This is a genomic window from Streptococcus halichoeri (genome assembly GCF_009870755.1).
Taxonomy (GTDB): Bacteria; Bacillota; Bacilli; order Lactobacillales; family Streptococcaceae; genus Streptococcus; species Streptococcus halichoeri.
This window is the reverse complement of sequence record NZ_WLZU01000038.1, coordinates 1-12,588: the sequence shown is the minus strand read 5'-3', so window position 1 is coordinate 12,588 and position 12,588 is coordinate 1. Positions and strand designations below refer to the sequence as shown.

The following is a 12,588-nucleotide window of genomic DNA, read 5'->3' as shown; positions in this document are numbered from 1 at the left end:
TAACGCTTTGACGTTTCATTGAGGCTCACAAAAGGGAAAAATCGCTACTTAACGTGGCGATTTTTCTTTTTTGAGGGTTTGAAAAGCTATGATGGCTATGGAATAACTAACTACGGGAATGATTCATGCTGCCAGGTGTTAAATAGCATAGCAAGCGCAAAGAAAAAACGCTTCTTACAAAGGTAACTGCTAGCATCAAAAATAAGTAAAGACAGCTTATTATAGCTAAGAACTTAGAAGCTTGCCATTAGTTAGCTGCTTTTTATCTGCAAATGGCTATAAGCTGATGCTAAAGGTAAGTACAGCTGCGCAAAAAAAAGCAATTATTTCCTTTTTTGGAAAAGCACTTGCTATCTTTTCTAAAATAAGATAGAATGGTAAAGTATGCTGTTAGGCATATCTGTGGGAGGTAAAAATCTTAATTACCGCCAAAACCACAACAGGAGGATTTTTAAAATGGCTAAAAAAGTCGAAAAACTTGTAAAACTTCAAATCCCTGCTGGTAAAGCGACACCAGCTCCACCAGTTGGACCAGCTCTTGGTCAAGCAGGTATCAACATTATGGGATTCACTAAAGAGTTTAACGCTCGTACAGCGGATCAAGCTGGAATGATCATCCCAGTTGTTATCTCAGTATATGAAGACAAATCATTTGATTTCATCACTAAAACACCACCAGCTGCTGTTCTTTTGAAAAAAGCTGCCGGTGTTGAAAAGGGCTCAGGAACACCTAACAAAACTAAAGTAGCAACAGTTACTCGTGCACAAGTACAAGAAATTGCTGAAACTAAAATGCCAGATTTAAACGCTGCAAACCTTGAGTCTGCAATGCGTATGATTGAAGGTACTGCTCGTTCTATGGGATTCACTGTTACTGATTAATCAGCAACGCCCAGATAACCCGCAAGACTTCATCGTGATTTGATGAGTGACGTGGGAGATTTTAAAGCAAATCGATATGACCACATTACAAGGAGAATTTTAAAATGGCTAAAAAAAGCAAACAAATGCGTGCAGCACTTGAAAAAGTTGATAGCACAAAAGCGTACAGTGTCGAAGAGGCTGTAGCATTAATTAAAGAAACTAACTTTGCAAAATTTGATGCATCTGTAGAAGTTGCTTACAAATTAAACATTGACGTTCGTAAAGCAGACCAACAAATCCGTGGCGCAATGGTCTTGCCAAACGGAACTGGTAAAACCCAACGTGTACTTGTTTTTGCACGTGGTGCCAAAGCTGAAGAAGCCAAAGCTGCTGGTGCAGACTTTGTTGGTGAAGATGACCTTGTTGCAAAGATCAATGGCGGATGGCTTGATTTTGATGTTGTTATCGCAACACCAGATATGATGGCGATTGTCGGTCGTCTTGGACGTGTCCTTGGCCCTCGTAACTTGATGCCAAACCCTAAAACTGGCACAGTAACAATGGATGTTGCTAAAGCAGTTGAAGAGTCTAAAGGCGGCAAAATCACTTACCGTGCTGACAAGGCTGGTAACGTACAAGCTATCATTGGTAAAGTATCCTTTGATACTGATAAGCTAGTTGAAAACTTTAAGGCTTTCCATGATGTGATGGTAAAAGCTAAACCATCAACAGCAAAAGGTACTTACATGACAAACATCTCACTTACTTCAACCCAAGGTGTGGGTATCAAAGTGGATGCCAATTCATTTTAAGCTAACTTAAGAGTTAGCTAACTTGACTAAAAGACTGGAGAAAGAATGCTATTGCATGCCTTTTTCTAGTTTTTTTGTTTACAAAAAAAGCAAGCTCAGCTGTTATAGACTTGCTGCTGGCTGACAGTGGCTGACCTTTACTTATAAGTAAAAAGTTTTCTTGCCTTTGGGGTACGATTCGTCTATCAAAAATGACTGTTTTATGGTATGATAGTAGGGATAAAACAAGGAGAATTTCGTAGTGGAACCCAAATATAATCGTATTTTAATCAAATTATCAGGTGAGGCTTTGGCAGGTTCTAAGGGTGTTGGGATTGATATTTCAACTGTTCAAGCAATAGCTAAAGAAATCGCTGAAGTCCAGGCCTCGGGTGTTGAAATTGCTTTAGTTATCGGTGGTGGTAACCTTTGGCGTGGCGAACCAGCAGCAGAAGCTGGCATGGATCGGGTACAAGCTGACTATACCGGGATGTTAGGCACTGTTATGAATGCTTTGGTTATGGCTGATAGCTTGCAACATTATGGGGTGGATACACGCGTACAAACAGCTATTCCAATGCAAAATGTTGCAGAACCATATATCCGTGGCCGGGCTCTTCGTCATCTTGAAAAAGGCCGTATTGTTATTTTTGGTGCGGGAATTGGCTCCCCCTACTTCTCCACTGACACAACCGCTGCTTTGCGTGCTGCGGAAATTGAAGCAGATGCGATTTTAATGGCTAAAAATGGGGTGGATGGTGTCTATAATACTGATCCGCGCAAAGATGCTAATGCAGTTAAGTTTGACGAGTTAACACACGGTGAGGTGATTAAACGTGGTTTGAAGATTATGGATGCAACAGCTTCAACCCTTTCGATGGACAATGATATTGACTTGGTTGTGTTTAACATGAACGAAGCTGGCAATATTAAACGTGTTGTTTTTGGTGAACATATCGGAACAACGGTATCTAACAAACTTGACCAAGACCAGTAGAATAAGAAAGAGAGATATTTTATAATGACTAATGCAATTATCACTAAAGCAAAGGAACGCTTCGAACAATCACATCAAGCTTTATCACGAGAATATGCTAGTATTCGTGCCGGTCGGGCCAATGCCAGCTTGTTAGATCGGATTCAAGTCGACTACTATGGCGCACCAACTCCTTTAAACCAGTTGGCCTCCATTACAGTGCCAGAAGCGCGTGTACTGATGATTTCTCCCTTTGATAAGTCATCGATTAAGGATATTGAGCGGGCAATCTACGAATCGGACCTTGGCATTACCCCGGCCAATGATGGTACCGTTGTTCGCTTGGTTATTCCAGCCTTAACAGAAGAAACCCGCAAAGAACTGGCTAAAGATGTCAAAAAAGTTGGTGAAAATGCTAAAATTGCTATTCGTAATATTCGCCGTGATGCGATGGACGAAGCTAAAAAGCAAGAAAAAGATAAAGAAATTACTGAAGATGAGTTAAAAGCATTGGAAAAGGATATTCAAGCTGCAACAGATGAGGCTATTAAGCACATTGATACAATGACTGCAAACAAAGAAAACGAATTGCTAGAAGTGTAGCAGTCATTAGGCGGCGTTTGCTGAGGTTTGATTCGAACACCTATATTAGGATCACATGCAGCACTCATTAATGACACAAAAAGGTAGACAACAAGCCAAACTAGCTGTGTTTGCAAGGTTGTTTACCTTGTTTTTGTAAAAGGAGACATTCTATATAAAAAGTGAAGAGAACAAATCTAAAAAATAATGAAAGAAAGGGTTTATACTGGCGAGAGCTACCTGCTAATATAAATATAAGAGATATGAATAGTATACTTGCAACCACCATTACGGCAATGGTTACCGATGAAAACACAAAAGATTATTTTGTCCAAAAAGAAGGTTTAACCTTTACTTTAGATAAAGTCGAAGGAGAGCATGCCTTGGGTGAGATGGTCCAAGGCTTTGTTTACACGGACATGAAGCAAAAATTACGGATGACCACTAAGCCAATCCAGTCAAGGCAAGATAGTTATGGGTGGGGCACGGTTACTGATGTGCGTAAGGATTTAGGGGTCTTTGTTGACACGGGTATTCCGCAGAAGCAGATAGTGGTTTCGCTGGATATTTTACCAGAATTGAAAGAATTGTGGCCTAAAAAGGGTGATCGATTGTACATTCGGCTGGAGGTGGACCACAAAGATCGCATCTGGGGCATCCCGGCGACACCAGACGTTTTTCAAAAAATGGCGGGGCCAGCCTACGATAATATGCAAAATCAGGAGTGGCCAGCGATTGTCTATCGTTTGAAATTATCAGGGACTTTTGTTTACTTGCCTGAAAATAATATGCTTGGTTTTATTCATCCTAGTGAGCGTTATCAAGAGCCACGCTTAGGCCAAGTCTTGAAGGCTCGGGTCATTGGTTTTCGTGCAGTTGATCGCTCCTTGAATCTGTCCATCAAACCACGCGCATTTGAAATGCTGGAAAATGATGCCCAGATGATTGTGACTTATTTGGAAACAAACGGCGGCTTTATGACCTTAAATGATAAGTCTTCCCCTGCTGAAATCAAAGCCACCTTTGGTATTTCTAAAGGACAATTCAAAAAAGCTCTGGGTGGTTTAATGAAAGCTAAGAAAATCAAACAAGATCAATTTGGCACCACCTTACTCAAGACGGCTGATGCAAAATAGCAGAAAAGGAAGTGGCAGATGCAAGGTATAAAAACAGACAAGTCATTAGTTTTTTGCTACAATGATGTCATTAAAAAAAGAGTGAGGACAAAAATATGGAACGTGCAATTTTTGCTGGTGGTTGCTTCTGGTGTATGGTGCAACCTTTTGAAGAACAAGAAGGAATTGAATCAGTCTTGTCAGGCTATACGGGTGGACATGTAGCAAACCCAACCTATGAGCAAGTTTGCAGTAACACAACTGGACATACAGAAGCTGTTGAGATTATTTTTGACCCGCAAAAGATTTCTTATGCTGATTTGGTTGAACTTTACTGGGCTCAGAGTGATCCAACGGATGCCTTTGGTCAATTTCAAGATCGCGGGGAGAATTATCGCCCGGTTATCTACTACACAAGTGAGCAGCAACGGCAGATTGCTGAGGCCTCTAAGGCGGCTCTTCAGGCGTCGGGCCGTTTTTCTCAACCGATTGTGACCACTATCGAACCGGCTCAGACCTTTTATCCCGCAGAAGACTACCATCAGGCCTTTTATCGGACAAATCCAGTCCGCTATGCGATGAGTAGCAAAATTCGCCATGATTTTTTGAAGGAGCATTGGCAGTGAGAAAGTCTTTTTATACGTGGCTGATGACCCAACGTAACCCAAAATCGGATGCCCCAGTTGCTATTTTGGCCGACTTAGTTTTTGCAGATAGTACATTTCCAAAGCATACCAATAACTTTGATGACATTAGCCGATATTTAGAGGATCAGGCCTCTTTCTCCTTTAATCTAGGTCAGTTTGACCAAATTTGGGAAGATTATTTGGCCCATTGAGTTGTGCTAACAAAAAGTGAGTTCATTAAGAGCTCAGGCCAGTTGTTCCTACAACCCAGTCCGTGATATTGCCTTAGTTCCCTAGCAATGATGACAGGTCTTTACTGGCTGGTAGAATAAAAAAATAAGCATGCCCAAGTGGTTTAAACCAAGCAAAAACTGTGATTAAGAGAAAATCCATTGGAGTCTTTTCTTCTTTCTGGTGCTAAGAGCAAGCACTGTTACAAAAAAGAGTCACTCCATCTAAGGAACGCCCGTGAGGGTGCTCAGATTGAAGAAAAAAATCCCTTTTGGATAATTTTCTTCAATTTTTTTCTGTGATGCTAATTAAAAACGCTCAGAAACATTGACATATTAAGCTTTCGAAGAGCTTAACAATTTATCATTTCACCTAGGCTAAGTCAAATGATGACATGCTATAGGAATTTGTCTACGTTCTAAGCGCCCGCGGGTGCTTTTTGCTTTTACAGGTAATGACCTAAGAAAAAAAGGCCAAAGAGGATTGAGACGTTGGTGTTGGTTGGAAAGAAAGGACCCTTAAGAAGCCCCAATTAAAAGCATGCTAACAAGAACGGGCTTGATATGTATCTCTTTTACTGGACTAATTCAGTGAAAGGGGGTACATATCAGCTTATCCTTTTTAGACACCCTTTTTTGAACTGTCTAAAAACGCTTCTCCTGTAAGTTTTTTAGTAGCCTTTGCCTATTAGAAGCGGTAAAATGTAAGCAACAAGAGAAGAATACGTTCTCAAAGGAGGAGGTCTTATTATGCGTTACACTAGCGGAAATTATGAAGCCTTTGTTTCAACCCGTAAACCCAAAGGTGTTGATGACAAATCAGCCTATATTGTGGGATCAGGTCTTGCTGGCTTGGCAGCTGCCGTTTTTCTCATTCGTGATGGCCATATGGATGGTGAACGCATTCATATTTTTGAAGAATTACCCTTATCAGGAGGTTCCCTTGATGGGATAAATAAACCAGGAATTGGTTTTGTCACACGGGGTGGCCGTGAAATGGAAAATCATTTTGAATGTATGTGGGACATGTATCGTTCGATTCCATCGCTTGAAGTACCAGGGGCATCTTATTTGGATGAGTTTTATTGGCTAGATAAAGACGATCCTAACTCTTCTAACTGCCGCTTAATTCATCAACAAGGGAATCGCTTGGATAGTGATGGCGATTTTACATTAGAAAGCCATTCTAAAGAATTGATTAAACTCATTTTGGCAACTGAGGAGTCATTAGGGGATAAAACGATTGAGGATGTCTTTTCAAAAGCGTTCTTTGACAGTAATTTCTGGACGTATTGGGCAACGATGTTTGCTTTTGAAAAATGGCATTCAGCAGTAGAAATGCGTCGCTATGCAATGCGTTTTATCCATCACATTGGTGGACTGCCTGACTTCACTGCTCTCAAATTCAATAAATATAATCAGTATGATTCAATGGTCAAGCCTATTATAAGCTATTTGGAATCCCATCATGTGCAGTTTCAATTTGATGCAAAGGTGACAAATATTGATGTGGCTGTCAGCCAAACTAAAAAAGTAGCAAAGGCTATTCATTTAACGACCGGTGGACAAGCTGAAACAATTCTTTTAACTGAAAATGATTTGGTTTTTGTGACGAATGGTTCCATTACAGAAAGTACCACTTATGGCAGTCATGATACCATTGCTAAACCTAATACACAACTAGGCGGTTCTTGGAATCTTTGGGAAAATCTTGCTGCCCAATCAGATGATTTTGGTCAACCGAAAGTTTTCTATAAAGATTTACCAAAAGAATCTTGGTTTGTCTCTGCCACAGCTACCATTAAAGATCCTGCGATTGAGCCTTATATTGAACGGCTTACCCATCGTGATTTGCACGATGGAAAAGTCAATACCGGAGGGATTGTTACAGTCACTGACTCTAACTGGATGATGAGCTTTGCGATTCATCGCCAACCACACTTTAAAGAACAAGCAGAAAATGAAACGGTTGTCTGGATTTATGGTTTGTATTCCAATGTTGACGGCAATTTTGTGAAAAAACCGATTGAAGCATGTACAGGTCGCGAGATTACTGAAGAATGGCTGTATCATTTAGGTGTACCCGAAGCTAAAATAAAAACCTTAGCAGGTCAAGATTATGTTAATACTGTTCCTGTTTACATGCCATATATTACGAGCTACTTTATGCCTCGGGTTAAAGGAGATCGTCCTGATGTGATTCCGCAAGGTTCAATCAATCTTGCCTTTATCGGCAATTTTGCTGAGTCCCCTTCACGTGATACTGTCTTTACGACAGAATACTCTATCCGTACAGCAATGGAAGCCGTTTACATGTTCTTAGAGGTTGAACGTGGGGTACCTGAAGTCTTTAATTCGGTTTATGATATTCGTGAATTGCTTAAAGCCCTTTATTACCTTAACGATAAAAAACCAATTGAAGATATGGATATTCCTATTCCAGCTCTCATGCGTAAAGTCGGCATGAACAAGATTAAAGGCACCTATGTTGAAGAGCTGCTTAAAGAAGCTCACTTGATTTAAGCTATTTAGCACCAAGCTGAGCGATTATTGGTTCCCTAAAATTGTCTATGACAGTTAGTGTTTTAAACCGGATGCATGTGATGCGCTTAAGCATGGTTTGCATGCGGTTTTTTGCTGTTAAGGATTGGAAAATACGTTTTAGAATTTGGCTGGTTCAAGGAATTTACTGGTAAAAGTCATCGGTTTTTTGTTATAATGAAGCTAGAAAATATAGAAAAGGACATTCCATTTGCAAGAGTATTCTATTGATATCATTCTCCACCACCCTGACGATCTCCTTGCCCTATTTGGTAGCAATGAACGGCATTTAAAATTGATTGAAGACCATTTGGGAGTCATCATTCATGCTAGAACAGAACGTGTCCAGGTTATTGGTCAAACTGCCGAGGCAATCGAAGCAGCTCGCTTAACCATCCAAGCTCTTTTGGTTCTGGTAGAACGTGGGATGATGATTAATACTTCTGATGTTGTCACGGCCTTGTCAATGGTTAATAATGGAACAATTGACAAATTTGTCGCCCTATATGAAGAAGAAATCATCAAGGATAACAGTGGTAAGCCCATTCGGGTGAAGACACTTGGCCAAAAAGTCTATGCTGAGAGCATTAAACACCACGATGTGGTCTTTGGCATTGGCCCGGCAGGGACAGGAAAGACCTTTTTAGCAGTGACCTTAGCTGTCTCAGCTCTTAAAAAAGGCCAAGTCAAAAGAATTATCTTGACCCGTCCGGCCGTTGAGGCGGGCGAAAGCCTAGGCTTTTTACCAGGTGATTTGAAAGAAAAGGTAGATCCTTATCTTCGTCCCGTCTATGATGCCTTGTACCAAATTCTTGGAAAAGAGCAGACAAGCCGGATGATGGAGCGCGATATTATTGAGATTGCGCCACTAGCTTATATGCGTGGGCGCACTTTAGATGATGCCTTTGTCATCCTCGATGAAGCCCAAAATACAACCAAGATGCAAATGAAAATGTTTCTAACCAGGCTTGGCTTTAACTCAAAGATGATTGTCAATGGTGATCATAGCCAAATAGATCTACCACATCATGTCAAGTCAGGCTTAATTGACGCCAGCCAAAAGCTTAAAACAATTAAGGCCATTGACTTTGTCTATTTTAAAGCTAGTGATGTCGTACGTCATCCAGTTGTGGCAGATATTATTAAGGCTTATGAAAGCCCACAAGATGTCCAAGCTGAAAATCCTCAAACGCCAACCACGGCACCCGATTTTAACCACTATCCTGTGATTGGGGAAAATAGCTAAGCAGATACAAGAGAGAAAACGTATGAGAGTGTCTCTAATCAGTTTTTCTCTCTTCTTTGTTTTATTGGCGGTTTCCATTATGCTTTAGTTGTCTTAAGCGAGTGTTTTGAACTGTCCTGGTAGACGGGCCATAGCCAATGGCGAAAACAAGGTTTTCACCTGTGGATGTGGCTAAACAAGATCAAATGAGCTATAAAAACATTATCAGTAAACCGGGCACTTGGAGTTCATTAGCCAAATACTCAGAGTAGCAAAGTGATTTGTGATCAGAAGGTAAGCAAACGTTTCAAGCAAGGGATAAGAGTATGGATACTATTAAAGAACAAATCATGAAGGATGCGCAAAATCAGACCTATACCCAAAGAGGTATTGAGCCGCTCTATGCTAATCCTTCAACTGCACGTATCATTATTGTGGGACAGGCGCCAGGCATCATCGCCCAAGAAAGCCAGATATATTGGAATGACCGCAGTGGCGACCGCTTGCGGGCATGGTTAGGTGTTGATAGAGAGCTGTTTTATCAGTCGGGGTTATTTGGGGTTTTGCCAATGGATTTTTACTATCCTGGTAAAGGAAACTCAGGTGACCTCCCGCCTCGTAAGGGCTTTGCCCAGCGCTGGCATCCTCTCATAACAGCGACTATGTCCCAGGTAAGCTTAACGATTCTCGTTGGTAGTTATGCGCAAGCTTTTTACCTTAAAGATAGAGCCTATAAAACCTTAACCGAAACAGTGAGCCACTATCAGGAGTATCTACCCACCTATTTCCCGCTCGTTCATCCATCGCCTCGCAATTTTCGCTGGCATGTTAAAAATCGCTGGTTTGAAGCAGGCGTTGTGCCAGACTTGCAAAAAAGAGTTGCTGCTCTTTTGCAGACTTAGATGAAAACGTCCTCTTTTTTCCATTTGGCCGCTCTTATGGTATAATAAAAAGATAAAAGTACTGGAAAGAAGATGACTATGCACATAGAGATGATTGATGAAACAGGACAAGTTTCTCAAGCGATTATGGAGCAAACGCTTGATTTGCTCAATTTTGCCGCTCAAAAAACGGGTAAAGAAGATAAAGAAATGGCTGTAACCTTTGTCACCAACGAGCGCAGCCATGCCTTAAATTTGGAATTTCGTCAGACTGATCGGCCAACGGATGTTATCTCGTTAGAATACAAGCCAGAAACACCACTTGTATTTGATCCAAAAGAGCTAGCTAACGATCCAGAACTTCAGGAAATGTTATCTGAGTTTGACGCCTATATTGGTGAGCTGTTCATTTCTATTGATAAAGCTAAGGAACAAGCTGCTGAGTACGGGCATTCTTTTGAACGTGAAATGGGCTTTTTAGCAGTCCATGGCTTTTTACATATCAATGGCTATGACCATTATACGCCTGAAGAGGAGAAAGAAATGTTCACATTACAGGAAGAGATTTTGACTGCCTATGGCCTCACACGACAATAATTCACCACGAAAGTGGAAGAACCGAACAGTTGCTTCTAGTTTAGAATTTGCCTTTACGGGCATTTTAACTGCCATTGATGAAGAACGTAATTTAAAAAGTCACCTCGTATCAGCTCTATTAGTGATAATAGCTGGACTTATCTTTAAATTATCAGCGATTGAGTGGTTGTTTTTGTTCTTGGCCATTTTTTTGGTCATTACCATGGAGATCGTCAATTCTGCCATCGAAAATGTAGTTGATTTGGCCAGCGACTATCACTTTTCCATGCTCGCCAAAAAGGCCAAGGATATGGCCGCGGGTGCCGTCTTAGTGATTTCAGGCTATGCAGTGATTACTGGTCTAATTATCTTTTTACCCAAGATTTGGCTTTTGATTTTTGGAAAATAGCAGAGCGTTTAGCTTGGCTGACTAGTGACAAGAAAGTTAAAGCATTAGACAAGTGAGTCCCAACCAAGCTTACGCTGCCTAGGAGGCTTATTCTGGCCAGACCATATTATTTTAAAGAATTAACGGAGACAAAATGACATTCAAATCAGGTTTTGTGGCGATTTTGGGTCGTCCAAATGTTGGAAAATCAACCTTCCTCAACCATGTTATGGGCCAAAAAATTGCCATCATGAGTGATAAAGCCCAAACCACGCGCAATAAAATTATGGGCATTTACACCACCAAGACAGAACAGATTGTCTTTATTGATACGCCAGGGATTCATAAGCCAAAGACCGCCCTTGGCGATTTTATGGTTGAGTCGGCCTACAGTACCTTGCGTGAAGTGGAGACTGTGCTTTTTATGGTGCCAGCAGATGAAAAACGTGGCAAGGGCGACGATATGATCATTGAACGCCTAAAGGCTGCCAAAATCCCGGTTGTCTTGGTCATTAATAAAATCGATAAAGTCCATCCTGACAAGCTTTTAGAGCAGATTGATGATTTCCGCAGTCAAATGGCGTTTAAAGAAGTAGTACCTATTTCTGCCCTACAAGGCAATAACGTGCAAACATTGATTAAGATTCTAACCGATAATCTAGAAGAGGGCTTTCAATACTTCCCTGAAGACCAAATTACAGACCATCCAGAACGTTTCTTAGTCTCTGAAATGATCCGTGAAAAGGTACTTCATCTGACCCAACAAGAGGTTCCCCACTCGGTTGCTGTGGTTATTGAATCAATGAAACGCGATGAAGAGACGGATAAAATCCACATCCGCGCTACAATCATGGTTGAACGTGATAGCCAAAAAGGCATTATCATCGGAAAACAAGGCGCCATGCTGAAAAAAATCGGCAAGATGGCCAGACGTGACATCGAAATCATGCTAGGAGATAAGGTTTACCTCGAAACCTGGGTCAAAGTCAAAAAGAACTGGCGAGATAAAAAATTAGATTTAGCCGACTTTGGCTATAATCAGAAAGAGTATTAGCACCCGATTTATGAATCAAGTCTAACTACTTTTTGTTTACTTAGCACCTCATTGGCAAGCCAAGAAAGGCAGGGAAAGCTAGTCAGTTGTACAATACCTTAGCTAACGCAGGCCCTGGTGAACGAGCCCTTCAAAAATGTATATACTCATCATAAAAAAGGGGCTTGGTACTTTGTGGCAAGTGAGCACCAAAAAGGTTTCGCTAGAGTTGACTTAAAAATTAAAAAGATGCTGAGATACCTCTAAACTGTAGTGTTGGAGGTATTTTTATGTTAAGGAGCAAAAAAAGAAGATTAGATCTCTTATCTCCGGTCGAAAGTTGGTCATGACAAAGTAATTAGGCTCTTTGCAGGTGGCATTTTAGAAAACGAACTATGCAGTTAGGGCAAGTTCAAGCATAGCTATTACCGATTTCAGCAACGAAGAGACTCTAAAATTAAATTTCTTTTCAAAAGACAATATCCATGTTTTAGATAAACTATCTAATAAACACAGACTCGTGTTAAAGGAATATTTTGACAACAGCTTTAAATTAGGATGGTAGGAAGAAATAAAAAACACGGCTAGTGGCACTGCACCCCAAAAGTGGGACAGAAGAAAAACACTCTTATGTGGACTTGTCAAGAAAAAATAGACATAAAGTTAAGCTAATTAGTAACTATTTTTTCAAATTCTACAGGTGAGAGATACCCTAAAGCTGAATGCAGACGTTTAGGGTTATAGTAAGTCTCAATATATT

Annotated in this window: 14 protein-coding genes and 1 pseudogene; 14 read left to right on the top strand and 1 reads right to left on the bottom strand. The window is 40.8% G+C overall.

The genetic code is table 11. The annotated features are described in order from the left end of the window. Positions 1 to 456: 456 nt before the first annotated feature. From rplK to GWD08_RS08950, 14 genes and pseudogenes are all read left to right on the top strand, one after another. The gene (gene rplK, locus GWD08_RS08140; protein WP_159545049.1) at positions 457 to 882 is read left to right on the top strand and encodes a 50S ribosomal protein L11; all 426 of its coding nucleotides are present in this window, start codon (positions 457 to 459) and stop codon (positions 880 to 882) included. Positions 883 to 986: 104 nt separating this feature from the next. After that, entirely contained in the window at positions 987 to 1,676 is a 690-nt protein-coding gene (rplA, locus tag GWD08_RS08135; protein WP_159545051.1) for a 50S ribosomal protein L1, read from the top strand. Positions 1,677 to 1,917: 241 nt separating this feature from the next. Further along, complete coding sequence (pyrH, locus tag GWD08_RS08130) at positions 1,918 to 2,652, top strand: UMP kinase (RefSeq protein ID WP_159545053.1); 735 nt, start codon at positions 1,918 to 1,920, stop codon at positions 2,650 to 2,652. A gap of 24 nt (positions 2,653 to 2,676) precedes the next feature. Then, a complete protein-coding gene (frr, locus tag GWD08_RS08125) occupies positions 2,677 to 3,234 on the top strand; it encodes a ribosome recycling factor (protein ID WP_159545055.1) in 558 nt (185 codons plus the stop codon). Positions 3,235 to 3,476: 242 nt separating this feature from the next. Beyond that, a complete protein-coding gene (locus tag GWD08_RS08120; protein WP_159565161.1) occupies positions 3,477 to 4,349 on the top strand; it encodes a CvfB family protein in 873 nt (290 codons plus the stop codon). A gap of 95 nt (positions 4,350 to 4,444) precedes the next feature. Beyond that, the gene (gene msrA, locus GWD08_RS08115) at positions 4,445 to 4,954 is read left to right on the top strand and encodes a peptide-methionine (S)-S-oxide reductase MsrA (protein ID WP_159565159.1); all 510 of its coding nucleotides are present in this window, start codon (positions 4,445 to 4,447) and stop codon (positions 4,952 to 4,954) included. After that, complete coding sequence (locus GWD08_RS08110; RefSeq protein ID WP_159545061.1) at positions 4,951 to 5,166, top strand: YozE family protein; 216 nt, start codon at positions 4,951 to 4,953, stop codon at positions 5,164 to 5,166. The genes msrA and GWD08_RS08110 overlap by 4 nt, the downstream gene beginning before the upstream one ends. 768 nt (positions 5,167 to 5,934) lie before the next feature. Further along, entirely contained in the window at positions 5,935 to 7,707 is a 1,773-nt protein-coding gene (locus GWD08_RS08105) for an oleate hydratase (protein WP_159565157.1), read from the top strand. A 229-nt stretch (positions 7,708 to 7,936) separates the two neighbouring features. Beyond that, positions 7,937 to 8,971 (top strand): PhoH family protein, encoded by a 1,035-nt coding sequence (locus tag GWD08_RS08100; protein WP_159565155.1) that lies wholly within the window; start codon positions 7,937 to 7,939, stop codon positions 8,969 to 8,971. A 305-nt stretch (positions 8,972 to 9,276) separates the two neighbouring features. Then, positions 9,277 to 9,852, top strand: coding sequence for a uracil-DNA glycosylase family protein (locus GWD08_RS08095; protein ID WP_159565153.1), 576 nt, complete (start codon positions 9,277 to 9,279; stop codon positions 9,850 to 9,852). A gap of 78 nt (positions 9,853 to 9,930) precedes the next feature. Further along, a complete protein-coding gene (gene ybeY, locus GWD08_RS08090) occupies positions 9,931 to 10,428 on the top strand; it encodes an rRNA maturation RNase YbeY (protein WP_159546186.1) in 498 nt (165 codons plus the stop codon). Continuing rightward, entirely contained in the window at positions 10,409 to 10,816 is a 408-nt protein-coding gene (locus GWD08_RS08085; protein ID WP_159546180.1) for a diacylglycerol kinase family protein, read from the top strand. Before ybeY ends, GWD08_RS08085 begins: the two co-directional genes overlap by 20 nt. Before the next feature lie 133 nt (positions 10,817 to 10,949). Continuing rightward, entirely contained in the window at positions 10,950 to 11,849 is a 900-nt protein-coding gene (era, locus tag GWD08_RS08080) for a GTPase Era (RefSeq protein ID WP_159565151.1), read from the top strand. A gap of 403 nt (positions 11,850 to 12,252) precedes the next feature. Then, positions 12,253 to 12,393, top strand: a pseudogene (locus GWD08_RS08950) (DNA mismatch repair protein MutT); the annotation flags it as partial. A 103-nt stretch (positions 12,394 to 12,496) separates the two neighbouring features. On the opposite strand, the gene GWD08_RS08945 reads toward GWD08_RS08950, so the two are convergent. Then, positions 12,497 to 12,583: an IS3 family transposase gene (locus tag GWD08_RS08945; RefSeq protein ID WP_369522499.1), complete on the bottom strand. Its 87-nt coding sequence runs from the start codon at positions 12,581 to 12,583 to the stop codon at positions 12,497 to 12,499. Between the last annotated feature and the right edge of the window lie 5 nt (positions 12,584 to 12,588).

What these genes read in the sequence shown, in the direction of transcription:
- GWD08_RS08105 (WP_159565157.1), top strand. Translation starts at nt 5,935, where the DNA reads ATGCGTTACACTAGCGGAAATTATGAAGCCTTTGTTTCAACCCGTAAA.
- GWD08_RS08085 (WP_159546180.1), top strand. Translation starts at nt 10,409, where the DNA reads ATGGCCTCACACGACAATAATTCACCACGAAAGTGGAAGAACCGAACA.
- msrA (WP_159565159.1), top strand. Translation starts at nt 4,445, where the DNA reads ATGGAACGTGCAATTTTTGCTGGTGGTTGCTTCTGGTGTATGGTGCAA.
- GWD08_RS08120 (WP_159565161.1), top strand. Translation starts at nt 3,477, where the DNA reads ATGAATAGTATACTTGCAACCACCATTACGGCAATGGTTACCGATGAA.
- rplK (WP_159545049.1), top strand. Translation starts at nt 457, where the DNA reads ATGGCTAAAAAAGTCGAAAAACTTGTAAAACTTCAAATCCCTGCTGGT.
- era (WP_159565151.1), top strand. Translation starts at nt 10,950, where the DNA reads ATGACATTCAAATCAGGTTTTGTGGCGATTTTGGGTCGTCCAAATGTT.
- GWD08_RS08095 (WP_159565153.1), top strand. Translation starts at nt 9,277, where the DNA reads ATGGATACTATTAAAGAACAAATCATGAAGGATGCGCAAAATCAGACC.
- ybeY (WP_159546186.1), top strand. Translation starts at nt 9,931, where the DNA reads ATGCACATAGAGATGATTGATGAAACAGGACAAGTTTCTCAAGCGATT.
- frr (WP_159545055.1), top strand. Translation starts at nt 2,677, where the DNA reads ATGACTAATGCAATTATCACTAAAGCAAAGGAACGCTTCGAACAATCA.
- rplA (WP_159545051.1), top strand. Translation starts at nt 987, where the DNA reads ATGGCTAAAAAAAGCAAACAAATGCGTGCAGCACTTGAAAAAGTTGAT.